At 66.2% G+C, this 25,682-nt stretch carries 23 protein-coding genes and 1 tRNA gene; 22 read left to right on the top strand and 2 right to left on the bottom strand.

Annotated elements, in window-relative coordinates:
- The first annotated feature begins 47 nt into the window (after positions 1–47).
- The 22 genes from nadD to ACP7CD_RS00560 all read left to right on the top strand — a co-directional run bounded on the left by nadD (position 48) and on the right by ACP7CD_RS00560 (position 23,253).
- Positions 48–722, top strand: a complete 675-nt coding sequence (gene nadD, locus ACP7CD_RS00665; RefSeq protein ID WP_306460803.1) for a nicotinate-nucleotide adenylyltransferase — start codon at positions 48–50, stop codon at positions 720–722.
- Positions 722–1,600, top strand: a complete 879-nt coding sequence (locus ACP7CD_RS00660) for a hypothetical protein (protein WP_426118418.1) — start codon at positions 722–724, stop codon at positions 1,598–1,600. Before nadD ends, ACP7CD_RS00660 begins: the two co-directional genes overlap by 1 nt.
- A 116-nt stretch (positions 1,601–1,716) precedes the next feature.
- On the top strand, positions 1,717–2,127 hold the full coding sequence (gene rsfS / locus ACP7CD_RS00655; RefSeq protein ID WP_017834607.1) for a ribosome silencing factor: 411 nt from the start codon (positions 1,717–1,719) through the stop codon (positions 2,125–2,127).
- Positions 2,128–2,237: 110 nt separating this feature from the next.
- Positions 2,238–2,313: transfer RNA gene (locus ACP7CD_RS00650), tRNA-Ala, on the top strand.
- A gap of 240 nt (positions 2,314–2,553) precedes the next feature.
- Complete coding sequence (gene fdhA / locus ACP7CD_RS00645) at positions 2,554–3,771, top strand: formaldehyde dehydrogenase, glutathione-independent (RefSeq protein ID WP_426118416.1); 1,218 nt, start codon at positions 2,554–2,556, stop codon at positions 3,769–3,771.
- 106 nt (positions 3,772–3,877) lie between these two features.
- Positions 3,878–4,948: an App1 family protein gene (locus ACP7CD_RS00640; RefSeq protein ID WP_426118414.1), complete on the top strand. Its 1,071-nt coding sequence runs from the start codon at positions 3,878–3,880 to the stop codon at positions 4,946–4,948.
- A gap of 142 nt (positions 4,949–5,090) precedes the next feature.
- The gene (locus ACP7CD_RS00635; RefSeq protein WP_109267974.1) at positions 5,091–6,590 is read left to right on the top strand and encodes an aldehyde dehydrogenase family protein; all 1,500 of its coding nucleotides are present in this window, start codon (positions 5,091–5,093) and stop codon (positions 6,588–6,590) included.
- A gap of 298 nt (positions 6,591–6,888) precedes the next feature.
- Positions 6,889–7,125 carry a glutaredoxin-like protein NrdH gene (nrdH, locus tag ACP7CD_RS00630; RefSeq protein ID WP_109267973.1) on the top strand — a complete coding sequence of 79 codons (237 nt, stop codon included), beginning with the start codon at positions 6,889–6,891 and terminating at the stop codon, positions 7,123–7,125.
- 74 nt (positions 7,126–7,199) lie between these two features.
- The gene (gene nrdI, locus ACP7CD_RS00625) at positions 7,200–7,697 is read left to right on the top strand and encodes a class Ib ribonucleoside-diphosphate reductase assembly flavoprotein NrdI (RefSeq protein ID WP_109222434.1); all 498 of its coding nucleotides are present in this window, start codon (positions 7,200–7,202) and stop codon (positions 7,695–7,697) included.
- Positions 7,694–9,853, top strand: coding sequence for a class 1b ribonucleoside-diphosphate reductase subunit alpha (gene nrdE, locus ACP7CD_RS00620; protein ID WP_426118410.1), 2,160 nt, complete (start codon positions 7,694–7,696; stop codon positions 9,851–9,853). The genes nrdI and nrdE overlap by 4 nt, the downstream gene beginning before the upstream one ends.
- Before the next feature lie 91 nt (positions 9,854–9,944).
- A complete protein-coding gene (gene nrdF / locus ACP7CD_RS00615) occupies positions 9,945–10,943 on the top strand; it encodes a class 1b ribonucleoside-diphosphate reductase subunit beta (RefSeq protein ID WP_426118408.1) in 999 nt (332 codons plus the stop codon).
- A 291-nt stretch (positions 10,944–11,234) separates the two neighbouring features.
- A complete protein-coding gene (locus ACP7CD_RS00610) occupies positions 11,235–12,005 on the top strand; it encodes a hypothetical protein (protein WP_426118406.1) in 771 nt (256 codons plus the stop codon).
- Between the two features lie 591 nt (positions 12,006–12,596).
- Positions 12,597–13,424: a TnsA-like heteromeric transposase endonuclease subunit gene (locus ACP7CD_RS00605; protein ID WP_426118404.1), complete on the top strand. Its 828-nt coding sequence runs from the start codon at positions 12,597–12,599 to the stop codon at positions 13,422–13,424.
- A gap of 5 nt (positions 13,425–13,429) precedes the next feature.
- Positions 13,430–15,613: a Mu transposase C-terminal domain-containing protein gene (locus tag ACP7CD_RS00600; protein WP_426118402.1), complete on the top strand. Its 2,184-nt coding sequence runs from the start codon at positions 13,430–13,432 to the stop codon at positions 15,611–15,613.
- A 72-nt stretch (positions 15,614–15,685) separates the two neighbouring features.
- A complete protein-coding gene (locus ACP7CD_RS00595) occupies positions 15,686–16,735 on the top strand; it encodes a TniB family NTP-binding protein (RefSeq protein ID WP_426118400.1) in 1,050 nt (349 codons plus the stop codon).
- A gap of 631 nt (positions 16,736–17,366) precedes the next feature.
- Entirely contained in the window at positions 17,367–18,821 is a 1,455-nt protein-coding gene (locus ACP7CD_RS00590) for a zinc-ribbon domain-containing protein (protein ID WP_426118398.1), read from the top strand.
- Positions 18,822–19,162: 341 nt separating this feature from the next.
- Complete coding sequence (locus ACP7CD_RS00585; RefSeq protein ID WP_426118396.1) at positions 19,163–19,621, top strand: hypothetical protein; 459 nt, start codon at positions 19,163–19,165, stop codon at positions 19,619–19,621.
- 4 nt (positions 19,622–19,625) lie between these two features.
- Positions 19,626–20,204: a hypothetical protein gene (locus ACP7CD_RS00580; RefSeq protein ID WP_426118394.1), complete on the top strand. Its 579-nt coding sequence runs from the start codon at positions 19,626–19,628 to the stop codon at positions 20,202–20,204.
- A 100-nt stretch (positions 20,205–20,304) separates the two neighbouring features.
- Positions 20,305–20,880: a hypothetical protein gene (locus tag ACP7CD_RS00575; protein ID WP_426118392.1), complete on the top strand. Its 576-nt coding sequence runs from the start codon at positions 20,305–20,307 to the stop codon at positions 20,878–20,880.
- A 117-nt stretch (positions 20,881–20,997) separates the two neighbouring features.
- A complete protein-coding gene (locus ACP7CD_RS00570) occupies positions 20,998–21,192 on the top strand; it encodes a hypothetical protein (RefSeq protein WP_426118390.1) in 195 nt (64 codons plus the stop codon).
- Between the two features lie 25 nt (positions 21,193–21,217).
- On the top strand, positions 21,218–21,367 hold the full coding sequence (locus ACP7CD_RS00565) for a hypothetical protein (RefSeq protein ID WP_426118388.1): 150 nt from the start codon (positions 21,218–21,220) through the stop codon (positions 21,365–21,367).
- A 1,040-nt stretch (positions 21,368–22,407) separates the two neighbouring features.
- Positions 22,408–23,253, top strand: coding sequence for a Cof-type HAD-IIB family hydrolase (locus ACP7CD_RS00560; RefSeq protein WP_426118386.1), 846 nt, complete (start codon positions 22,408–22,410; stop codon positions 23,251–23,253).
- A 51-nt stretch (positions 23,254–23,304) separates the two neighbouring features.
- Here the strand turns inward: ACP7CD_RS00560 and ACP7CD_RS00555 are convergent, their stop codons facing one another.
- A complete protein-coding gene (locus ACP7CD_RS00555) occupies positions 23,305–24,150 on the bottom strand; it encodes a PRD domain-containing protein (RefSeq protein WP_426118384.1) in 846 nt (281 codons plus the stop codon).
- Between the two features lie 97 nt (positions 24,151–24,247).
- Positions 24,248–25,672, bottom strand: coding sequence for a glycoside hydrolase family 1 protein (locus ACP7CD_RS00550; RefSeq protein WP_426118382.1), 1,425 nt, complete (start codon positions 25,670–25,672; stop codon positions 24,248–24,250).
- Positions 25,673–25,682: the final 10 nt, after the last annotated feature.

Raw genomic sequence — 25,682 nt, 5'->3', positions numbered from 1 at the left:
TGACGACCGCTTCGCAGGACACCGCCGCCCGGACCCGGGGCCTGCCCCTGACGGGCACGGCCGTCCCGCCCCGGAGGCCGGGCCGCACCCGGCTCGGCGTCATGGGCGGGACGTTCGACCCCATCCACCACGGCCACCTCGTGGCCGCGTCCGAGGTGGCGGGGGAGTTCGACCTCGACGAGGTCGTGTTCGTCCCGACCGGGCACCCCTGGCAGAAGGCCGCCGGGGCGGTGAGCCCCGCGGAGCACCGCTACCTCATGACGGTGATCGCCACGGCCTCCAACCCGCGGTTCACGGTCAGCCGGGTGGACATCGAGCGCGACGGTCCCACGTTCACGGTCGACACCCTGCGGGACCTGAAGCGGCAGCGTCCGGAGGCGGACCTGTTCTTCATCACGGGTGCGGACGTCATGGCGGAGATCCTGACGTGGAAGGGCGCCGAGGAGCTCTGGCAGCTCGCGCACTTCGTCGGCGTCACCCGGCCGGGCCACGACCTGGCCGCGCCCGTGGGCTCCAGCGGCGTGAACCTGCTCGAGGTGCCCGCGATGGCGATCTCCTCCACGGACTGCCGCGCCCGCGTGGCCGAGCACAAGCCCGTCTGGTACCTGGTGCCCGACGGCGTGGTGCAGTACATCAACAAGTACGGCCTCTACCTCGGACCCGAGGACGGGACGACGACGGACCACGTCGGCGCCCGCGGCGTCTCGGCGAAGGCACCCTGATGGCCGGCGAGGACGACGTGCGGGACGGCGCCGCACCGGACCCCGACCGCGCCCCGGCGCCGCCGCCCTCCGGACCGGCGCCCATCATCGACCTCGGGGGGGACGGCGTGCCGGTCCGCCCCGTCAAGCCCCTCGGGCCGCGGCGGCTGGCCCGCCTGCAGCGCGAGCTGGCCGAGCGCGCCCGCGAGCTCGAGGAGGCCGGCGCCGGCCCGGCGGACCCCGAGCTGCTCGAGAAGCAGCGCCGGTTCGCGGAGCTCGCCGCCCAGGCCGGCGCCGCGCAGGCCGACCCGGGCGCTGACACCGCGGTCCGGGAGCCGGTGGCGGCTCCGGAGGCCCCGGCGCCCGGCTCCGCACCGCTCGTCCCGGGGCAGCCCGCTGCGGTCCCGCGTCCCGCGGGGGTGCCGGATGACCCGCAGGATCCGCTCGAGCAGATCACCGTCGTGTTCCCCGGCGGCGGCCCGGACGGGCCGGACGGGCACGTGTCCCACGACCCGGTGCACGTCGACCCGGCCCTGTTCAGCAACCGGCTCTCCCCGGAGGACCTGGCGGCGCTCACGCACATCGAGATCGTCGCGCCGCGGGCCCCCGAGCACCACGGCTCCACGCCGGTCGCGCCCGCCGCGGCCGGTGACCACGAGGAGCACGGGCACGCGGAGGACCCACCGGCTCCGCCGGGGGCCGTTCCGTCCGGGCCCGCGGCGTCGTGGCCCGCGGCCGAGGACGATCCGCCGGCCGCCCCCGTGCCGGCCAGCACCGCCGAGGGGCTCGAGCTGCTGGAGCCCCGGGAGTACCGCCGCCGCACGAACGGCGCCTGGTGGTTCCTGCTGCTGGCGGTGCTCGCGGCCCTCGCCGTCGTGCTCGTGCTGTTCGTGCTCTGAGCACCCCGCCGGCTCCACCGCACCGACCGTTCCCGCACCACCCGTACCTGCACGACTCGTCCACTCCAACCGTCCCCACGGGACGGGACCTCCGGTTCGCCGGGAAAGGATCCTCCTTGACTGTCAACGATCTCTCCCTCTCCATCCTCCAGGTCGCGGCCGCCGCGGCGGACGCCAAGCAGGCCCACGACATCGTGGCCCTCGACGTCAGCGAGGCCCTGGGCATCACCGACGCCTTCCTCGTCGCCTCCGCCTCCAACGAGCGGCTCGTCAACGCCGTGGTCGACGAGATCGAGGAGAAGCTCGTCGAGCGCCTCGAGCTGCGCCCGATCCGCCGCGAGGGCCGCTCCGAGGGGCGCTGGGTGCTCCTGGACTACGGCGACGTCGTGATCCACGTGCAGCACGACGAGGACCGGGCGTTCTACGCCCTCGAGCGGCTGTGGCGGGACAGCCCCGTGGTGGACCTCGGACCGCTCTCCGGCCGGACCGCCGCGGCCCCCGCCACCGACGATTTGCCTGGAGCCTGATCGGCTGTCTACTATGAATGCGTTGCCCAGCGAGGCGCTGGAACAACCGGAAAAGGGTGACTGAAAAGGAGCCCGTCAAGGTTGTGATAATGTCTCCGAGGTAACGACCTGGGGCTGTGGCGCAGCTGGTAGCGCATTTGCATGGCATGCAAAGGGTCAGGGGTTCGAGTCCCCTCAGCTCCACCAGGACGAAAGAGCCCGTTCCGCATCACGCGGGGCGGGCTCTTTCGCGTTTTCTCAGCTTCCTTCCCTTCCGTTCGTTGACGCGTCCTGTTACCGTCAGCACCACCGGCGGCCGTCCTGCGTGACCCGGGTCACAGCGAGCTCGAGGCCATAGCGTGGGGAGTTCCGTCGGGGACAAGGGCGTCGACGGTGGAGACCCACCGTGGACGCCCGTGACGGACATCCACCACGGAAGAGGTCATGATGGCAGGGAACAGAGCGGTCGCCTACAAGGGTCCCGGCAAGGTCGAGGTCATCGACACCGAGTACCCGGAGTTCGATCTCAAGGACGCGCCGGGGATCAACCCGGCCAACATCGGCCGGAAGGTCCCGCACGGGGTCATCCTCCGGACCGTGGCCACCAACATCTGCGGCTCGGACCAGCACATGGTGCGCGGGCGCACCACGGCCCCCACGGACCTGGTCCTCGGTCACGAGATCACGGGCGAGGTCATCGAGTGCGGGCCGGACGTCGAGTTCATCAAGGTCGGGGACATCGTCTCCGTCCCGTTCAACATCTCCTGCGGCCGGTGCCGCAACTGCAAGGAGCGCAAGACCGGCATCTGCCTCAACGTCAACCCGGACCGGCCGGGCTCCGCCTACGGCTACGTGGACATGGGCGGCTGGGTCGGCGGTCAGGCCGAGTACGTGCTGGTGCCCTACGCGGACTGGAACCTGCTGAAGTTCCCGGACCGGGACCAGGCCCTGGAGAAGATCATGGACCTGACCATGCTCTCCGACATCCTGCCCACCGGCTACCACGGCGTGGTGACGGCCGGGGTGGGCGTGGGCTCGACCGTCTACATCGCCGGTGCCGGACCGGTGGGCCTGGCCGCGGCGGCCTCGGCGCACCTGCTGGGAGCCGCGGTGGTGATCGTGGGCGACATGAACGAGCAGCGGCTGGCCCAGGCCCGCAGCTTCGGCTGCGAGACCGTCGACGTCTCGAAGGGCTCGCCCGCCGAGCAGATCGAGCAGATCCTGGGTGTCCCGGAGGTCGACTGCGGCGTGGACGCCGTCGGCTTCGAGGCCCGTGGGCACGGCAAGGACGCCTCCCACGAGGCCCCGGCCACCGTGCTCAACTCCCTGATGGACATCACCGCCGCCGGCGGGGCGCTGGGCATTCCGGGCCTCTACGTCACCGGGGATCCCGGAGCCGTGGACGAGGCCGCGAAGAAGGGGTCCCTGTCGATCAGCCTCGGCACGGGATGGGCGAAGTCGCTGTCCTTCACCACGGGGCAGTGCCCGGTGATGAAGTACAACCGGCAGCTGATGATGGCGATCCTGCACGACAGGATCCAGATCGCCAAGGCCGTCAACGCCAAGGCCATCCCGCTGGAGGAGGCGCCGCAGGGCTACGCCGAGTTCGACGCCGGGGCGGCCACCAAGTACGTGCTCAACCCCAACGGCTACATCAAGAACTAGTCCGCGGACCCCGACCGCCCGCGGGGCGGGCCGCACCGGACCTCCGGCGCGGCCCGCCCCGCGGGCGCCGCCGTGTCCGCGGTGTGCCCTGTGGAAGACTGGGCGCATGGCCAAGAAATCCAGCAGCTCGGAGCTCAAGCAGACCGTCGACCAGGTCGCCGAGGAAGCCATCAACGTGGGCTACCGCCTCGAGCAGCGGCTCCACCGGTTTCGGCAGCGGCGCGCCGAGGCCCGTGGGGACATCCCGGTCATGGTGGCCTTCGAGGGCTACGGCTCCGAGCACCACGTGCGGGTCCTGGGCCGGGCCCTGCTGAAGACCCGGGGGCTGATCGAGTCCACCGACGAGAGCGCCGAGTCCATCCGCGGCTGGCGCTCGTTCACCTCCGTGCCCATCGCCTTCGCCCACGTCAACATCTGGATCGACGAGTTCGAGTTCCACCTGGTGGCCGACAAGGGCGGGGTGGTCGACGTCGACCTGCAGGTGTCCCTGGCCCCCGGCGAGCACACCGTGTGGATGCAGACGGAGGGCTCCGAGACGGTCGAGTCCCGCGTGTTCGTCGTGGCCGACGAGCAGCGCATCGGGGTGGTCTCCGACATCGACGACACCGTCATGGTCACGGCCCTGCCCCGGCCCATGCTGGCCGCCTGGAACTCGTTCGTGCTCAACGAGCACGCCCGCACGCCCACCCCCGGGATGGCGGTCATGATGGACCGGCTGCTGCACCGCCACCACGAGGCGCCGTTCCTCTACCTCTCCACGGGGGCGTGGAACGTGGCGCCGACCCTGCGCCGCTTCCTCACGCGCAACGCCTACCCGGCCGGGGCCCTGCTGCTCACCGACTGGGGACCCACCACGGACCGGTGGTTCCGGGCCGGGGCCGCGCACAAGGTGCAGAACCTCGAGCGGCTGGCCCGCAATTTCCCGTACGTGCGCTGGATCCTCATCGGCGACGACGGCCAGCACGACCCCGAGATCTACAGCGGCTTCGTGCACCGCTATCCCGAGCACGTGGCCGCCATCGTGATCCGCAACCTGTCCCCGGCGGAGGCCGTGCTGGCCGGCACCCCGCTGGTCAACGAGGAGCGGCGGGTCACCATCCCCGAGGGCACGCTGTGGATCGAGGGCAACGACGGCGCCTCGATCTCGCGGCAGCTCGCGGAGCACGGCCTGCTCTGACCGCCGACCCGCCCTGACCGGCGACCCGCTCCGACCGCGGGCCTGCTCGGACCGAAGGTCTGTTCCGGCCGGCGGCCCGCCCCGGACCGTCCGTCGGGACCCGGCGGGCTGCGGCGTCCGAGCCGGGCCCTACCCTGGACCCATGACCAGCACCCGCAGCACCCTCCCCGCCCCCGCACCGGCAGACGACTCGGCAGACGTCCCGGCGGACACTTCGGCGGACTTCCCGGCCGTGGACGCCGCCGTCGCCGGTGCCCGGGCGGCCTTCGTGCCCGACGTCGACCTCGCGACCCGGCTGGACCGGCTGCACCGGCTCGAGGACCTCGTGCGGGAGAACCGGACGGTGCTCGAGGAGGCGCTGGCCACCGACCTCGGCAAGCCCCCGGCGGAGGCGTGGCTGACCGAGCTCGGCTTCACCCTCGAGGAGATCGCCGGCATCCGCAAGGAGCTCGGCCGCTGGATGACCCCGGCCCGCGTCCCCGTCCCGCTGAGCCTCGCCCCGGCCCGCTCCCGCGTGGAGCACCAGCCGCTCGGGACCGTGCTCGTGATGGCGCCGTGGAACTATCCCGTCCAGCTCGTCCTGAGCCCCCTGGCGGGAGCGCTCGCCGCCGGCAACACCGTCGTCGTCAAGCCCTCCGAGGTCTCCGCGACCGTCTCCGGGGTGCTGGCCGAGCTGCTCGAGCGCTACCTGGGGGACTGCGTGCGCGTGGTCGAGGGCGGCGTGCCGGAGACCACGCGGCTGCTCGAGCACCGCTTCGACCACGTCTTCTACACCGGCAACGGGACGGTGGCCCGGATCGTGATGGCCGCCGCGGCCCGGCACCTGACCCCGGTGACCCTCGAGCTGGGCGGGAAGTCCCCGGTCTGGGTGGACGGCTCGACCGACCTGCGCACCGCCGCCCGGCGGATCGTGTGGGGGAAGTTCCTCAACGCCGGCCAGACCTGCGTGGCCCCGGACCACGTGCTCGGCACCCCGGAGACGCTCGCCGCCCTCGAACCGGAGCTCCTGCGGGCCGTGGAGGAGCACTACGGCGAGGACCCGTCCCGCAGCGACTCCTACGGGCGGATCGTCACCGCGCGCCACCTCGACCGGCTGGTGGGGCTCCTGGAGCAGGTCCCCGCCCACGACGTCGTCTGCGGCGGGACCGCCGAGCCGGGGGAGCGCTACCTCGCGCCCACGGTGGTGCGCTCCGCCCCGGACGGCCCGCTCATGGCCGAGGAGCTCTTCGGTCCCGTCCTGCCCCTGGTCCCGGTCGCCTCCGCGGAGCACGCCGTCGAGCTGATCACCGCCGGGGACAAGCCGCTGGCCCTCTACGTGTTCTCCGAGGAGCGCTCGGTGAAGGAGCTGTTCCGCCGGCGCACGTCCTCCGGCGGACTGTCCTTCAACGCCCCGCTGCTGCACCTGACCAGCCCCCAGCTGCCGTTCGGCGGCGTGGGTGAGAGCGGCACCGGCGCCTACCACGGGAAGTTCTCGTTCACCACGTTCTCCCACGCGCGCGCGGTCCTGGACAAGCCGCTCGCCCCCGACACGCTGCGGGTCGTCTACCCGCCCTACCGGGGTCTGCGGGCCCGCCTCGCGGCCGCGGCGGTCGGGCTGCGCCGGCCCCGCCGCCGGACCCGACACGCCGTGTCCGAAAATTAATCCTGTCCACCGGCCGGGGGTCCCGCGGTGCGCACAGCCTGTGCACAACGGGACCCCGGCGGCGGGATTCCGCGACCCCCCGCGGAGGCCGCCTGTGGATGGCCGGCGGTGGTTCTGGGGATAGCGAGAGAGGAGCTGTGGACAACCCTCACCACTGCATCTAGGGGTCGCTTCCCCTTCCTGGCACTAGATGTAGTATTGAAATCAGCCACCCGGAGAGACCCCTACACCGCCGCAGACCCTGCGGAAGTCCCGGATCTCCCCCACAAACCACCCGATCGACCAAGGGGAAACAGCGATGTCCGTGACCGTGTACAGCAAGCCGGCCTGCGTCCAGTGCAATGCCACCTACCGGGCCCTGAGCAAGAAGGGCATCGAGTACAACGTCGTCGACGTCACCGAGGACGAGGCCGCCCTGGCCCACGTCCTGGCCCTCGGCTACCAGCAGGTCCCGGTCGTCGAGACGGCGACCGAGCACTGGTCCGGCTACCGCCCGGACAAGATCACCTCCCTGGCCGTCCTCCTCTCGGCCTGAGGCCGGGGCGCCGCCCGCTTCCCCGCGGCGCGCCGGTCCATCCACCACCGACCCCATTTCGGAGCGCGGAAGCAATGAGCACGCACCACCCCGGCACCCGTCCCGGGACCGCTCAGCAGGACCACGGCGACACCGCCGCGGCACCGGACAGCCACGCCCCACTGGTGGTCTACTTCTCCTCGGTCTCCAACAACACGCACCGCTTCGTCGAGAAGCTCGACGCCCGCGTGCTGCGCCTTCCTCTTCTGACCGGGGAGGAGCCCCCCGAGATCACCGAGCCCTTCGTGCTGGCCGCCCCGACGTACGGGCGGCCCAACGGCAGCGGGGCCGTCCCGCCGCAGGTCGTGAAGTTCCTCAACAAGGAGACCAACCGGCGGTTCCTGCGCGGCGTCATCGGCGCGGGCAACACCAACTTCGGGTCGGCGTTCTGCCTGGCCGCGGACAAGATCGCGACCAAGTGCGGCGTCCCCGTCCTCTACAAGTTCGAACTCATGGGCACCCCCGAGGATGTCCACCAGGTAAATCAAGGATTGGAACAGTTTTGGCGACAATTTCCGCAGCTCCGGGCGTGAGCGTCGAGCCCGGCCACGAGGACACGCGCGTCCCCGAGAAGTACCGGGGCTTGGGCTACCACGAGCTCAACGCCCTGCTGAACCTCTACGACGCCGACGGCCACATCCAGTTCGACGCCGACCGGCAGGCCGCCCGGCAGTACTTCCTGCAGCACGTGAACAACAACACCGTCTTCTTCCACGACCTCGAGGAGAAGCTCGACTACCTGGTCTCGCACCAGTACTACGAGCCCGAGGTCCTGGCGAAGTACAGCATGGAGTTCATCAAGGAGCTCTCCAAGCGGGCGTACTCCCGGAAGTTCCGCTTCGAGACCTTCCTGGGCGCGTTCAAGTTCTACACGTCCTACACGCTGAAGACCTTCGACGGCCAGCGCTACCTCGAGCGCTTCGAGGACCGTGTGGTCATGGTCTCCCTCTACCTCGCCGACGGCAACGAGCTGCTCGCCACGCAGCTGGTCGACGAGATCATCTCCGGGCGCTTCCAGCCGGCGACCCCCACGTTCCTCAACGCGGGCAAGCAGCAGCGCGGCGAGCTCGTCTCCTGCTTCCTGCTCCGCATCGAGGACAACATGGAGTCCATCGGGCGGTCGATCAACTCCGCCCTGCAGCTGTCCAAGCGCGGCGGCGGCGTGGCGTTCGCGCTGACCAACGTCCGCGAGGCCGGGGCCCCGATCAAGAAGATCGAGAACCAGTCCTCGGGCATCATCCCCATCATGAAGCTGCTGGAGGACTCCTTCTCCTACGCCAACCAGCTGGGCGCCCGCCAGGGCGCGGGCGCGGTGTACCTGCACGCCCACCACCCGGACATCTACAGCTTCCTGGACACCAAGCGGGAGAACGCGGACGAGAAGATCCGGATCAAGACCCTCTCCCTGGGCGTGGTCATCCCGGACATCACGTTCGAGCTGGCCAAGAAGAACCAGGACATGTACCTGTTCTCCCCGTACGACGTGGAGCGGGTCTACGGCATGCCGTTCTCCGACGTCAACGTGTCCGAGAAGTACCACGAGATGGTCGCGGACGGCCGGATCACCAAGAAGAAGATCAACGCCCGGGAGTTCTTCCAGACCCTCGCCGAGGTCCAGTTCGAGTCCGGCTACCCGTACGTCATGTTCGAGGACACGGTGAACCGGGCCAACCCGATCGACGGCAAGATCATCATGTCCAACCTCTGCTCCGAGATCCTCCAGGTCTCCGAGCCGTCCACGTACCACGAGGACCTGAACTACGACGAGGTCGGCAAGGACATCTCCTGCAACCTCGGGTCCCTCAACATCGCGCTGACCATGGAGTCCCCGGACTTCGGGCAGTCCGTGGAGACCGCGATCCGCGGGCTCACCGCGGTGTCGGACATGTCCGACATCACCTCGGTGCCCTCGATCGAGCGCGGCAACCAGATGTCCCACGCCGTGGGCCTCGGGCAGATGAACCTGCACGGCTACCTCGCCAAGGAGCACATCCACTACGGCTCCGAGGAGGGCCTCGACTTCACGAACATCTACTTCTACACGGTCACGTACCACGCGGTCCGCGCGTCGAACGAGATCGCGAAGGAGCGCAGGGCGGTGTTCGCCGACTTCGAGCGGTCCCAGTACGCGTCGGGGGAGTACTTCACCAAGTACACCGACCGGGACTGGGTCCCGGCCACCGGGCGGGTGCGGGAGCTGTTCGCCGAGGCGGGCGTGCACATCCCCACCCGGGCGGACTGGGAGCAGCTCAAGGCCTCGGTCATGGAGCACGGGATGTACAACCAGAACCTGCAGGCCGTGCCGCCGACCGGGTCGATCTCCTACATTAACAACTCGACGTCCTCGATCCACCCGATCGCCTCGAAGATCGAGATCCGCAAGGAGGGCAAGCTGGGCCGCGTGTACTACCCGGCGCCCTTCATGAACAACGAGAACCTGGAGTACTTCCAGGACGCGTACGAGATCGGCTACGAGAAGATCATCGACACCTACGCCGCGGCCACCCAGCACGTGGACCAGGGCCTGTCGCTGACCCTGTTCTTCAAGGACACGGCCACCACCCGGGACATCAACCGGGCGCAGATCTACGCGTGGCGCAAGGGCATCAAGACGATGTACTACTCCCGCATCCGCCAGCTGGCGCTGGAGGGCACCGAGGTCGAGGGCTGCGTCTCCTGCATGCTCTGACCGCCGGAGCCCCGGCGACCACCCCACAACTCCCCGCGCGCGTCCGCAGGACGCGCGCGGGGGTCCACCCCGTTCGAGGAAGAGACAGATCATGACTCTGGAGAAGAGCGAGAGCATCGACAAGGTGCAGCTGCTCCACCACCAGGCCCAGGCCATCAACTGGAACCGGATCGAGGACCCGAAGGACGACGAGGTCTGGGACCGGCTGACCGCGAACTTCTGGCTGCCCGAGAAGGTGCCGATCTCCAACGACGTCTCCTCGTGGAAGACCCTCACCGCGGAGGAGCAGCAGCTCACCATGCGGGTGTTCACCGGTCTCACGCTGCTGGACACCATCCAGGGCACCGTGGGCGCCGTCTCCCTGATCCCGGACGCCGTCACCCTGCACGAGGAGGCGGTGTACACCAACATCGCGTTCATGGAGTCGGTGCACGCGAAGTCCTACTCCTCCATCTTCTCGACGCTGTCCTCCATGAAGGAGATCGACGACGTCTTCCGCTGGTCACGGGAGAACCCGTACCTGCAGAAGAAGGCCGACATCATCATCAAGTACTACAAGGGCGACGACCCGCTGAAGAAGAAGGTGGCCTCGACCCTGCTCGAGTCCTTCCTCTTCTACTCCGGGTTCTACCTGCCCATGTACTGGTCCTCCCGGGCCAAGCTGACGAACACGGCCGACCTGGTGCGCCTCATCATCCGTGACGAGGCCGTGCACGGCTACTACATCGGCTACAAGTTCCAGCGGGCCATGGCCCTGGAGTCCCAGGAGCGCCAGGACGAGCTGAAGCTCTACACCTACGAGCTGCTCGAGGAGCTCTACGAGAACGAGGTGCGCTACACCGAGTCCCTCTACGACGGTGTCGGGTGGACCGAGGACGTCAAGAAGTTCCTGCACTACAACGCCAACAAGGCCCTGAACAACCTGGGCTTCGAGGCGCTGTTCCCCAAGGAGATGACGGACGTCTCGGCGGCCATCCTGTCCGCGCTGTCCCCGAACGCCGACGAGAACCACGACTTCTTCTCCGGCTCGGGCTCCTCCTACGTGATCGGCAAGGCCGTGAACACGGAGGACGAGGACTGGGACTTCTGATCCCGTGTAAATTGACAAGCTACTTGGACCTTTTGACAACATAATTGGTCCCCTGACATTCTGTCCGGTCCTTTGGTCCTGGAGTTGTCAGTGCGGCAGGCCGTAGATGTGCATAAGCATGTCAGGCCTGCCGCACGCCTTTGAAGCGGTATATCGACTTGCTGATGCGGGGCGTTGCGCGAGGGGCATGATTTTTCTAGACCGAAGTGCTAATAGTGCTTCGGTCATCAACTTACGGAACCGCCTACGCCCTCATGAGCAAACATCCGCCGCGTGGAGAAGGGACCCACCTTGAAATACTTCAGCGGTGAACCGGCAGGGCAACATCGACTGCGCGAGATGACGGAGCGGACCTACGCCTGGCAGAGCATGAATCAGAACGGCGTGAACCGCTTCCAGGAACGCTTGGCCCACCAAGCTGACATGCATTCAATCGGGATGCAGATCGCCGAATTCCAGGCGAAGTGGCAGAAGCAGTGGCAACTGAGTAACCCGGTGCTGGAAGCGGTGACTCAGTACCAGGAGGGCATCGCCCGTTGGTCTGACATTGGCGATACTCTGGCTCACATTTACGAGGTTCAAAACAGCGCGTTGCACAGAGCTCTGGAGGCAGCGGCTCCTCTGGGATTTATGGAATCGGTTGGCCAGCAGTACGCGAAGTCGATTCAACAGCTCCTTCCAACTGTTTCCATTCAACCGGAGTTCGCGGCTTCCGTAACCGCGAAAATCGCCGAGGCCATCCGTGAGGGCTGGGTCAACACCGAGGTCGTCGACGATGCTGTGGAGTACGTCGCCAAGGAGGCCCCTGGGTTTTCCTTGGCAGTGCGGGACTCGGTGGACGGACTTGTCGCCTGGGATCAGGCCAAGCGAGACGAGGTGGTCCTCGCCTGGAAGGTCACGATGTACGTCACCCAGTGCGTCATTCTTATGTGGTTGAGCGGGGTCTTTGAGGCAGAGTCTCCCCAAGATGCCTTGAATGCTGTGCTGGCCACGCTGTTCGAGGGATGGCTTGCTGACAAGGTCGTGAAGCCCCTCGTGAATCCCACGAGTATCAAGGGCTGAAAATTAGGAAACCGATAGAACCGTGCCAATCCTGGCCACTGTTGCACCGTTGAGAGGCACGGCGTTCAGGTGACGATGCTACTGACGGCAAGCCCATCCTGGATACCGCATCGGGGAGGCGCCCGACCTGGCAAAGCACATCACCACAGAGGGGATACCCGTCCTAGACGATATTCGCGGGTTGGCTACCGCAGGACGGTATTCGGCTGGAGCGGACCGCGCTTGTAGCATCGAGCGTCGCCTTGCGGTGTGACCGTCATGGGGCTGCCCATAGTAGTGGCGTGAGTCGCTCCACGCGCTGCCTCCCAGGACCACTCACGGGCCGGCTCGTGGGGCCTGGGCCTGTCCGTCAGTGACCTCATCCATGACGGCCCATCGGCCAGCACCATCCGGCCAGCCCCCGGGCGATGGCCACATTGGCCACAGCTGGCGCGGGTCCTGGAGGCCTGAACCGAGGTCGAGTCCAGCAGCGACTGTGGTGTGCACTACCGCATTTGAGGCATGATGTCACCAACCGACTTGTCCCGAGGCTGGGGACGGGTTATCACGCTCAGTCGCTGGCGCCGTGGTCGGCGCCGAAGGTGGGCCGCAATGCACCGTCTTGGCGGAGAAGTGCCTCTGGACTGGGATCCCCATGGCGTGTTCCCGCAGTCCGGCAAGAACCAGGCGCGGTCTTCACACCCGTACCAGGGAGTGCGCATCAAGGACGGTCTGGAAGAAATCCGATGGCACTATCCCGCTCCGATGGGGGGCCCACAGAAATATGTGGTGGACGGAAGGAATTCCTTCAGCGGTGACCTGACCCGCGCCGTGCCTATCCGGATCGGTCCCAAGTATCCGCTGAGGGCCCACCATGAAGGGCGCTACATCGTCGGCCAGACCCGCCAAGAGGTGTGGCACGAATCCATGGTTGAACGTTCGGCGCTCCTTCAAATTGAACACACGATGTCCATCGCCTCGATCGCCTCCCAACCGTGCTGCTTCCTGCTTCGAGGCGATGTGTACCACTATCCCGACTACGCTTTGCGCACTCCTGAGGGGGCCACCATAGTCGTGGACGTCCGTGATCTGCAGTTCACCGACCTCCACGACATAGATAAGTTCAATCGCAGCGCCCACCTGTGCGAACAGGCCGGCTTGGGCTACACCGTGATCGAATCTCTACCAGGATTCCAGCAGTCCAATTTGGAGAGGTTGGGCCGGTACCGTCATCACTTCGAAGCCCCGGACGCCGTCCTCCTCACACGGATCCTAGAAACCGCCGCCGAGCCCATCGCAGTGATGGACCTGGCCCGCCGGCTCTGCCTTGACCCCGAATGGCGGTATCTTCCGGCCATCCAGCACCTGATGTTCACCCGGGTGCTGGGCTACGACCGGACTGTGCCGCTGGACGATGACACCCTGGTCTGGAAGGCCTGAACGCGATGCACGACAATCCGCTACGGCTGGACCCTGCGCGGCCCATCACCATGGACGGTATCGACTATCTGGTGGAGGGCCGCCAGGGCTCCGACCTGGCGCTGTTCAACACGCTCACCGGTGAGACGTTGACGATGACGTATGCGGCGGTGATGCGTCGGTCGGGATTGTCGGAGATCCCAATGGACAACGTCGATGCCGTCCGGGCCGCCGAGAAGAAACTACAGCCGTTGCAGCAGGCCAGAAAAGATTTGTTGACTCCCCACGTCGAGGAAATCGCATACGGCAAGCCGCTCGACGCTAAGACCTACCGCCCGGAATACGACCCGGCGACCACGACCCAGGCTGAGCGCCTGGACCGCAAGGCCGCGGAGCTGGCCCCGTTGAAACTCCGCGGGACGTCTCGCTCGAACTTGAAAAAGCTTGTCCGCAAGTTGAAAAGCCAGGACACAACAGCTCTTGTGGACGGCCGATCCATCCGTGTCCGAAGCCCGTTCGATAACATCGACCCCCGCTTGTACTCGCTGATGGTCCGACGGGTGAATGCGGCGAAGGACGAGTCGACCGCTTCCACGCAGCAGCTGATTGCTGACATCCGTGGCGAGTGGGCGGACAAGCACCCCGACGAATTGGATCGGTTGCCCTCGGATCAGACCCTTCGCCGGAAACTCAAGATCATCACCCATGGCCGATATACCACTGGAAGCGCGATCAATCGCCGCACGAATGAGAGCGCCCGAAAGGGCTACCAAAAAGGTCGACCTGCTTACGCTCCAGGTGAGGAGTTCCAGATCGACTCCACCTTGCTGGACGTCATGGTGCGTGGGGACAACGGCCAACCGTTTCGTCCAACCCTGACGACATTTATCGACAAGGCCACCCACTGCATTCCCGCCTCCATGGTCACCGACGGCCTCCGGGGTGTTGATCTGGCGTACCTGCTGGCGAAGACCTTGACGATTCCCGAGCTGCGGCCAGGACCGAACCTGCCGTTCGACCTCAACGAGTTGCGCAGAATGCCGTGGGCCAAGGCGCTGATCGAAGCCGAGCTTGAGGGCAAGGACACCGGCCGGCCGCTCATCGTGCCCTCGCGCATCATGATGGACAACGGCAGGGAATACCAGTCGAACGTCTTCCACGCCGCCTGCCACCGCTTCTGCATCGACACCACCGACGCGGCCCCGGAAACCGGCACGGACAAGCCCGAGGTGGAGCGATCCCACCGTACGGTCAAAGACATGTTCGTCCGCTACCTGCCCGGATTCACCGGGGGAGACCCGGGCAACCGTGGGGACGACATCGAGAAACGGTCGGACCTGATCAGCGTCCACACCCTGGCCTATGTCCTGGACCTGTGGATCCGCCACGTGTGGAACAATTTGGAGACCGACGCGCTGGTCAACCCTGCGCACTCCGGCCTCCGTTACAGCCCCAACACCATGTATGAGGCTCTGACCTACAGAACAGGTTGCTTGTTCCGCCCCATCAGTGAGAGCACCTACATCGCGCTGTTGCCCTCCGTGGACCGGGTGCTCGGACGCAGGGGGATCACGATCAATTACCGTCGCTACGACAGCCCAGCTGTGGACTCGTACCGGGGACAACCCTCCGGGAACAAGCTGGCTGGCGACCAGTGGGAGGTCCACTACGACCCGAACAACCCGGCGGTGGTCTGGCTCCACGTCCCGGACTTGCCGGGCTTTCCGGATGCGGGATCGTACATCGAGTGTCCGTGGGTGAACTCCGGGGCGTTCGACGCGCCGTTCGAACGCGCGACCCGCGAGGCCGCGGAGAACATCGCGCAGATGGGTTACCAGATAGCCAAGAAGGACGCCCATGCCCTGTCCAGGCGTCTGGTGAGGGGTGCTTTTGCGGCAGCGGAGAAGGAGTTCCGCGACGCCGAGAAGCGGGAGGCCAGGGAAAGACTGGCTGTGGAGCAGGGAATGCCCCGTCCCACATCCACGACGGTCGTAGGCCCGGCCGACCCCTCGCACGTGTGGGCCGGCGTGAGCGACACTGGTGCGTATGACCTGTTCGATCCGGACACCGTCATCAACGCTGTCCCCCCGCACCACGGGGGCACCGACTCTGCCGAGCCAGGCCCGTCCGCCACGGCCCCTCAAAACGATGGGACGAGCACACCAGGGCCGGTCGACCCGGAAGCGCCTCAAGGCCGGACCGGACTCTGACGAACGCTGACCGAGATGTCCCAGAGCGCCCCACCCCCGGTCCCCGGGCCCATCGAGGAAGACCACTCCCTCATGCAGTGGGAGTCTCTGAACCGGCTGCTCGGACCCCACCAGGACCGGTTCACCATGCTGGACCGGGATGAATACGACGGTCTCGGGATCGACGAGAGGCTGGCGTTCAACAAGGCCCGCATCAGGTTCATGGCGGGGCAAATGATCATCACCACCGGCACGATCCGTGAGCTGATCGCGTTGTTCACGAAGGTCGAGATGATGAACGAGGGCTCACTCATCGGGCGCCGCGGTGTGATGCTCTCCGCCCCGGCGTCCTCGGGCAAGTCCACCGCCTGCCTAGCACTGATCAAGTACTACCTGTCCCAGTACGAGAAGGAACATCCCGGTGCTCTTCTGGCGGGCGCCGTACCGGCGGTGTACGTCTCCATCCCGGCGACCCGCACCATCAAAGGAACTCTGCAACGGATCGCCCGGTTCCTGGCTCTGCCGTTCAAGAAGTCCGACACCGAGACGGAGCTGGCGGCCATGCTGCAGGAAGCCCTGCCCGCGGTCGGCACGAAGATGATCGTCCTGGACGAGGTGCAGATGCTCAACGGCGCCGAGTCCACCGCCCGCCCGGCGGTGAACAATCTGAAAGACCTGACGAACTACTTCGAGGGCACTATCGTCTACTCAGGACTCAACCTCACAGGATCGGGACTGCTGTTCGGGGACGCAGGCCTGCAACTGAGACGTCGAGTGTTCAACGTCAAAGTCAGCGATTTCACCGGCACGCTGACCACTGAGCAGGCAGGGGAGTGGGCGAACATCGTCGGCGCCTTCGCCAGAGCCCTCCCGCTGTATGCCACGAGGCCGGAGGTGGTGGGCGCCGAAGCCGAATGGCTCCACGGGTACACCGGCGGAAACATCGGCACGCTCAAAGCCGTGATGGTCGACGCAGCTGCCCAGCTGATCCTCGCTGACGACCCCGGCAATGAATCCTTGACCCCAGATCTGCTGAAACAGTCCGTGAGGGACTATGCCGCCGAGGTGGGCCATGTAGGCGTCGACGAGCCAGCTCCACTACCTGGAGCCCGTAAGCGGAAGAAGCTCCTTGATGCAGGTTGACCTGAATCGTCCCTTGCCGCCAGCTCTGCGTCTGGCGGGGTGGCCGGGGGAGACTGTCTACAGCTTCGCTCACCGCCTGGAGCGGAGATTACATGCGACCAGGGGCGTCATCAGCCACCTCGCGTACGCCGACGTTTCGCGTGTATTGGGCACCCGTGCCGCCCCGGCTCAGGTCACGGAACGGATGGTCACCTTGTGTCAGACGTTGTGCCAATTGGAGCCTGGAACGCTTAGCTCCCCGATGGACAAGGGGTCTTTTTCGGCGCACCTGTGTGCTGAGTGCGTCGGAGACCCGGGAGCCGAGCATGTGTGGGATGGCCACAGGTACACCTGCTCAGCACATCACCGATGGGTTGCCCCCGGTCCCTCGCCCAAACGACCGTCGACCTATACGCCGCACCCACCGGGTGAGTGGACTGCACATCGGGTACCGCCGGAGGTCGTCGAGGCGGATCTGCAGATCGCTGATCTCTACAGCAAGGGACGCATCACCGCACGGTTGGTCGAGGAGGTGGTACGCCGAGTGGGGTCCGCCCGTGGGGCAGAGCACCACGGTGTAGCCCGTCCCGGAGACCTCTCGTGGGTTGCCGCTGTCCTGGCGTCCGTCATCGACCCCGAAGTGCAGGCAGTCGTGCTGGACGAGACGGTGCCGTTCGCGGATCGATACGCGCGGCTTTCCACCATGTTGGAGGCCAGGGTGCCGCAGCGCACCCCGGAACTGTGCGATCAGGTGTGGCTGCTCCTGAGGCCCACGGCCGTGTGGGTGCGCAGCGTCCTTCACGGTGAAGCTGCCGTGGATGCCTTCGAACCAGCCCTCCTCCCCGAGGCCGGCCTAGATCTGTCAGCTATCCGATACCCGATGGAACCGTTCTACCGATCCATGGATTGCCTGCGTACCGCCGGACGAGACGACGACCGGTGGTGGGAGAACCGTTACGTGGTCTCCCGACCAGCAACGGGCGGGGCGCTGTTGTTGATATGCGACAACGGACACGTCCAGCGCACCTCCAAGGGACATGCCCGCCGGTATACGGGCGAAGCATTTCACTGTTCCATTTGCTCCGGTCAACGTGTTGTGGCGGGCTTGAACTCGCTCGGTGACGTTTTTCCCCGTCTCCGCGCCGAATGGGACCATGACGCCAACGGGGATCTGACGCCGTTCATGGTTTCGCCCGGGACCAACAAGAAGGTCGGGTGGATCGATGACAAGGGCCACCGATATCGGGCTTACATCACCAACCGCACCAAACATGGAACCGGCTGTCCCGGTTGTGCCGGCAAAGCAGTCCAAGCTGGCTACAACGACTTGGCCACGACCCACCCGGAACTGGCAGCCCTGTGGGACCACGAGGACAACGGAGAACTTGAACCGACCAACGTCTCTGCCGGCAACTCCAAACTGAAGATTCATCTACGGTGCGCCCAGGGGCACCCCTTCACGCGCACCCCCGCCAAGCTGGTCGAAACGGGCGGTCGCTGCCAGAAGTGCATCGGCCGCATACTGATTCCTGGCACCAACGATCTGGCGACCCTTAGGCCCGACATCGCCGCGTGGTGGCACCCAACCCGCAACGGCGACCTCACCCCCTCCATGGTCAAGACAGGCAGCGAGGTGACGGTCTGGTGGCAGTGCCAGGATCGACACGATTTCCAAGAAACCATCACATACAGATGCCATCAGAAGAAGATCAACTGCCCTGTGGACACAGGCCGCCTACTCCTTGCCGGTGTCAACGACCTCGCGACCAAGGAACCAGGTCTGGTGAAAGACTGGGATCCAATCCTCAACCCGACGAAGCCATCTCAGACCGTGGCGACCAACCGCCCCTGGTCGTGGACCTGCCGGTTCGGCCACACCCAATCTGCTACGGTGGCGAACCGCCGCCGAGCGGGCGGTTGCACCGAATGTGCTCCCGAGGACCGCGTGGCACGAGGACAACGGAAGCTCACCCGGGGACGGCAGGGTTGGGACACGCGCAAGCGAAATGGGACAGCCAAAACCAGGGCGGGGAAGAGCCCTCTGCTGACGCAGAGTCTCCAGCATGGGCCTAGTTCAGGCCGGTCCTTCGCAGGCACTCGTCCCTAGGTCTCCGAAGTGCTGTGCGTAGCTTCCCTCGACCAAACGGGTAGCCCGCCACGATAAGCGATGCCACACTAACCACTGTCCGCCGCGACGGCACCAGCGCTGATGAGAGCCGCCCCGCTGGCCGAGGAATTCCCAGCACGCTTCCCAACTACCGCCAGACACATTCACGCAGCGTTGTCGTCCACTGATCGAGCTCCGAGAAGATGGACATCATGAGGAGACTGATGTTCATCAGTCAGTGTCCGCACATATGAGACAGTGACCACGACCGTCGGCACCGACCGAGTGCATTTGTGCGACCAGCCGCTGTGGCGGGTCTCTGAACGAATGGAGCACCCTCGATGACCACATCCGTCAAGCCCCGCCCTCTCCTGGCCAGCAAGGGGTTGCTCGTGCCGCTCGCGGTGATCGTGCTCCTCACCCTGCTGTACGTGGCCGGCGTGCCCTGGGTGGTCGTGGCTCTGGACAGTTTCTGGGAAGGGGTCGACCGCTTGGCTGAACACCCGAGCCTCATGTCTTTCCTCACCGCGCTGTCTTGGGCCGTCGCGGCCTTGTTCGTCTACCGCTTCTATCGCTTGTACCTCTGGAACAAGCGCGTGTCGTCCGCGCTGGAGGCGGTCGTGGCCCCGGCGTCGTCTGGGCAGCAATGGGCCTGGCGTTCGCTGAGGCACCTCGCTACGGCCGGGGGACTGCCGAAGAATGAGCAGGCCTGGCTGTCGGCCGTGCTCGACGATCTCCACGAGCTGGGAGCACACCAGCCCTCTACATCCCCCGTCTGTCAACGTTGCGGGAAGGGCTAACTGAATGAACATCCGGATGGATCCTCCTGTCGTTGAGCTGCTGTGGTGGCTGGACTATCTCAATGTCCTGGCCTGGGCCGGGACCTCGCTCGCGCTGATGGCTGCCGCCTACTTCTTCTGGCGTACTCACACGTTGAGGCGGCGCTCCGAAAGACGCGTACGGCAGTGGGAGTTACTGGCCAGAGCGATCGATCAGGCCCTCGATGCCCGGGAATGCCACCAGTTGCAAATCAAGATGCTCATCCTCGTGCACCTGGCCAGGCAACATGAGTTCCGGTTCGGTGATAACCAGTTGCTCGCCGACGTCAATGCCGTGCTCGCCCGGCGCATCGTTGCAGAGGATTTGTGCTCCGACCATGCACCGGACCCTGAGGTCGTCGCTGGATCATCAGCTATTGAGGGGGAGGGGAGTGCGCGATCGGTGCCCGACGTTCAGGAGAAGCGGCGGGGACGGCGAGGGCATAATCCGCTCGGAACCATGCGCGTCGAGGTGCTCCAACAAGAGGTGCCGTATAGCTTCGAAGAGGAGCGTGTGCTGCTTGAGCTATCCAACGAGCTCCAGCACGTCCTCAGCCGCCCATAGAACTGAGTCTCGGACCGACTGAGTGTGCCACTGCAAAGACCAATCCTCCTGGTTAGTTAGGTTGAGAGCTGACGCCTCGCACACACAGGAGGAACCGGGCATGGGCAGTACGTCGTCGGGCTATCGCTTTCCGCGCGGTCATACCCCGCACCAGTGGAAATTGGGCACCTGGGCCGAGGCGACGGTGCCGAAGCTCGAGGACGTCGCCTCTCACTACGGCGACTACATCTCCTACGGGGAACTCGCGGAGTATCTATTCGAGCGCACCAACGTTCGCACTGATCAGCGGTTGGACTACTGGATCAGGCATGTTCTGGGCATGGTTCTGGACTACTGCGACACCATGGGCCTGCCGGCCTTGCCCGCGTTAGTCGTGCAGAAGAAGTCCGGGATGGTCGGCCCCGGTTTCAGCGCGTGGCTCCCCAAGATCGGCCTTCCACCCACACAAGAGCCCAAAGTCGTAGAGTGGGTCGCAGCCCAGGAGCGGCTCAAGTGCTATCGGCACTTCGGCGCCGAGGTCCCGCCGGAAGCGCGACCGACACCCACGCGGGAGTACGGCGCGCTGCTGAACCGAGATGAGCGCAACACGTCAAAGCGGACTCCGATGCCTGAGGCGACGTGCCCGGGGTGCGGAACGGTACTGCCCATGTCCGGGCAGTGCGACACCTGTTCCTGACCGCCACCGCTTCATCGTGGCGCGCGCCGTACTGGCTCGGTTGGGCGACTGGCGCCCACCTCGTCTTGGGTGCCGGGTACCGTAGCGGCCGCCGTGCCTACCGGTCACACTGGTTCCATGGAAACCGAGGCCAACAAGCAGGAGCGGGTGCAGAAGGTGTTGGCACTCGCCCGCCAGATATGGCCGCATGAGACGGCGGAAAAGTGGATGCACGGGTCCAACGACGTTTTGGAAGGCGCTCGACTCATCGACCTGGTCCGGCGCGGTCGAACCGACGAGGCACTGGCAGCGTTAGAGGTGGAACGTGCCTGACACCTAAACAGCGGGCTCCGAGGGAATGAGCCCCAAGTACGCGCGGGCGGTGGAAGCGGAGCGCTATTGGTGGCGTCGCATCGAGTCCGAGCACACCTTTGTCGACGCCACGGAGACGGAGGTCGAGCTGATCCGCGCGGGCCGCCTGCTCGGCCATCACCACGGTGGCATCTAACGCTGCCCCGCATTTCAATTCGATGCCGGCACCGGTGAGGTCCTGCAAGTAATCAACGCATTGCTGGACGTTTCCCGGAACTATCAGGTGCCGGTACACGACGTGCTCATGTGGTTGTGCACCCGTTCTGCTTTTTTCGCAGAGCAGGATGAGCCCCTGAATCACTTGCATGAACCTGAAATGCTGCTGGCCGCGGCACGCGACGAGTTCGGAGCCGTGTGGTGAGCGCCAAGGACATCCCTGACGACAACCGGGAAGAGGAGCAGGACCCGGGCGAGGCCCGCCTGTAACAGCTCCTTGCAAAGACTTACGAGCGATACGAGCCGTTATTACGACGCCTAGCTGAGGAGTCGACCCCAATCCACCCTCGAGGACGACGCTTCGCTTCCAATGCTGTCAGCCGTTCGGCCGCAGTGAGGATCCCGCCCGTCCGAGATACCTTCCCCCATATCGATCCGGCTCACCTCAACAGCACGGATTCCCCGACGTCGTCGACCGCGCCCGGGCCGTGCTTCCGGGCGAGGTCATGCACACGCGGTCGCACCACACCCTTGTCTCCAGCCAGTCTGAGTTCGCCGGGATTGGCGGTGTTCACGACGCCCGGGAAGTTTCGCAAGCTATCGACGCGGCGGTCGCATGTACCGCTACTCACAGCCGCCTGCACCCACGCATTGCGGCCCGTCGTTTCCGCCGGTCCGACTCTGTCGCCGTGGTGTCGTGGCACGAGGCGCTGTATGACCTTTTCGCTTTCACGACGGAGGCCGTGGAGGATGGTGGCCCCATCTCGGGCGATACCATGTGGGGGTGCATTTGCCTGGCCAGCGCCTCGGCCGCTCAGATCGGCACGTGCTACGGATCCATCTGCGTCCACCACGCTGACGAGGACACCTGCACCCTCGTCCGCTGCCCCCGAAGTCCCCCGGTCGGTAGGCCGAGGTCATTCGTGCGGACGGCGCGACGCTGGCGCGCTGGCGCCGCTCGAGCTGGTCGTCCCCACGGCGCCCCGCGGCATCCTGGAAACGACAGTATTGGAGAACTGCATGACCCCCACCCGTATCGCCTTCCTCGACGTCGACGGAACGATTCTCGACCATGGCAAGGCCATCGCCCCCTCGACCGTTGCGGCCGTCAGGGGGGCGCGCGCGGCGGGTCATCTCGTGTACCTCTGCACCGGACGCTCAGCCGGGGCGATACCCCCTCAGGTGAGCGCCATCGGCTTCGACGGCGCAATCACCAATGGAGGCGCGTATGCCACCAGCGGCGCTGAGACCGTCGTCGCCGAACCCATGCCGTCCGACGCCGTGCAACGCCTCATCGACTATTTCGAGCACCGCGACATCCTTTTCTTCCTGCAGACCGATGCCGCCGTCCACGCGTCACCGCAGGTCCAGGAGAAGCTCGATGCGATGCTGCACCGCTGGCAGAGCGCACACGGTGAGCCGGACGAACCGCAGACGGCGCCTCAAGAGGTGCCACGATCCCGGGATCTCGCTGACGTCGATCTCGACTGTGTGGCGAAGGCAGTGTTCCTCGGGGATGCGGTGGACACGGTCGCGTGCGCCCAGGAGGAGCTGGGCGACCGGTTCCACGTCGTGCCCGGCAGCATGCCGCTGCCCGCCGGATCCAACGGCGAGATCGGCATGCGCGGGACCACCAAGGGCTCGGCCATCGAATCAGTGCTGGAACACCTCGATGTCGATCGGTCGGTGGCGATCGGCATCGGGGACAGCTGGAACGACGTGGAGATGTTCGAGGTGTGCGGCGTAGGCATCGCGATGGGCAACGCGGCCCCGGAGCTGAAGGCGCTGGCCGACGAGACCACCACGAGCGTGCGCGAGGACGGGGTGTGGAACGCGTTCCTGCGTCACGGACTCGTCGCTGTCTGAGGTTTCCTTTGTGGGGCTTTCGGACCCCGGTCAAGGGTCACGGGTCGTGCGCTAGTGCACGCGGAGGTCATCGACCATTCGGGCCACGTGCAGCGTCAGATAGGTCACCTCGTCCTCGGTGAGCGGTTCGCCGAGCCGGAGCTCGAGCACCGCCTGGAGCTTGAGCGCGGTGGCGAAGGCTTCTGGATAGGCCTCACGGATGGCGTTGCCCAGCTTGGTGGCGCCTTCGGCCAACTGCCGGCCGGTGTGAGCTCGGACAAAGAAGTAGCGCAGATGGGTGATGAACCGGGCGGCGTTGACGGTCTCCCGGTCGAGTGGCCGGCCGTAGGCCTGCTCGAGGACCTCGAACAGCTGGGCGAAGACCCCGGTCATCTGGTAGGTGAAGGACAGATCGCCGGTGGCGAAGCCGGCGTTGACCAGGTGCAGGGCGATCGGCACGGCCTCTGCCTCCGGCAACGGCTGCTCGAGACCGGTGTTGACGTGGTCGAGGGCCCGCTGGGCGGTCCGCAGCTCATCGGGGTAGAGGTGGGCGACCTCTGCCCGCAGGGGGTACTCGATGTCGATGCCCTGCCGCAGGCGTTTGATCGCGAAGCTCAGGTGGTCGGCCAGGCCCACCACCGTGGTGGAGCTCAGCGGGGTGCTCATCTGTCCCCGGGCGGCTTCCAGGGCCTGGTCCGCCAGCAGCAGGTGCTCCGGAGGGATGGCAGCCACCAGGGCTCCGAAGTTGTCCGCGTCGCGCCCGTCGTCGGGGACGAAGACGCGAACCACCTTGGACTCGTCGACCCTCTGCCCGGGCTTGGCCTGGAAACCCAGGCCGCGGCCGGTGAGGATCACCTCGCCTCCGGCCGGATTGCGGGCGAGGACGACGTTGTTGTTGAACACGCGCAGCACCTCCACGTCGTCCTCCTTTCTGTCGATTCCTCCGGAGTCGGCTCCCCGGAGAGGTGGTGGGGGCATTCTCGTGCCCCCACCACCGGGTGTCACAGCACGGCTCCTACTGCAGGGATCCTCCGTTGGTGGCGATGACCTGGCGGTACCAGTCGAAGGACTTCTTCCGGTAGCGCTGAAGAGTGCCGGTGCCGTCGTCGTTGCGGTCGACGTAGATGAAGCCGTAGCGCTTGCTGAGCTGAGCGGTGGAGGCGCTGACCAGATCGATGCACCCCCAGGTGGTGTAGCCCAGCAGCTCCACGCCGTCGGCCACCGCCTCGCGAGCCTGGACGAGGTGGTCGTTGAGGTAGCCGATGCGGTAGTCGTCCACCACGGTCTTCGTGCCGTCGACCTCCACGAGCTCATCGACCGCCCCGAGCCCGTTCTCGACGATGAACAGCGGCTTCTGCCACCGCTCCCAATAATCGTTCATCACCACTCGCAGACCCTGCGGGTCGATCTGCCAGCCCCACTCGGAAGCCTGGAGGGTGGGGTTGGGCGTCCCGCCCAACAGGTTTCCGGCGCTCGTGACCTTGCGGGCCGGGTCGCCAGTCTCACACGAGCTCATGTAGTAGCTGAACGACACGAAATCCACGGTGTGCGTCAGGTCCTCGCGGTCCTGGTCGGTGATCTCCAGCTCGATGCCGTTCTCCCGGAAGCGGCGCAGCAGGTACCCGGGATACTGACCGCGGCAGTGGATGTCGCCGAAAGCGTAGGAATCGTGGGCGGTGTGCATCGTGGCCACCACGTCCGCGGGGTCCGGGGTCAGCGGGTAGACCGGCATCGCCAGGATCATGCACCCCACCTGAGCGGTGGGCATGATCTCCCGGGCCAGCCGGGTGGCCCGGGCCGAGGCCACCAGCTCGTGGTGGACCGCCTGGTAGAGGTCCTGCTGGGACAGCTGGTCCTTCGGGGTGAGGATTCCGCCGGACATCAACGGGAAGTGCAGCACCGAGTTGATTTCGTTGAAGGTCAGCCAGTACTTCACCCGCTCCCCGTAGCGCTCGAACAGGACCCGGCAGTAGCGTTCGTAGAAGCCGATCAGCTCCCGGGACATCCAGCCCCCGTAGTTCCGCGCCAGGTGCAGCGGGGTCTCGTAGTGGCTGATCGTCACCAGCGGTTCGATGCCGTGCTTCTCGAGCTCGTCCAGAACTCGGTCGTAGAAGACCAGTCCCTCCTCGTTGGGCGTCTCCTCGTCACCGCACGGGAAGATCCGGCTCCAGGCGATCGAGAAGCGGAAGACAGTGAAGCCCATCTCGGCGAACAGGGCGATGTCCTCGGCGTAGCGGTGGTAGAAGTCGATCGCCTCGAGCTTGAGGTTGTCCGGGGTGGGGCCGTCCGTCGGGGGAGTCTTGATCCCGTGCGGCATGACGTCCTGGATGGACAGGCCCTTGCCGCCCTCGCTGTAGGCACCTTCGATCTGGTTGGCGGCAGTCGCGCCGCCCCAGAGGAACCCGTTCGGGAACGTGTCGGGGGAAGTCGTCGTCGTCATCATCTGCTCC

The organism is Kocuria sp. LHG3120, from assembly GCF_049897445.1.
Classification (GTDB): Bacteria; Actinomycetota; Actinomycetes; order Actinomycetales; family Micrococcaceae; genus Kocuria; species Kocuria rosea.
The sequence above is the reverse complement of the archived record's forward strand: the minus strand, read 5'-3'. Positions and strand labels throughout refer to the sequence as shown.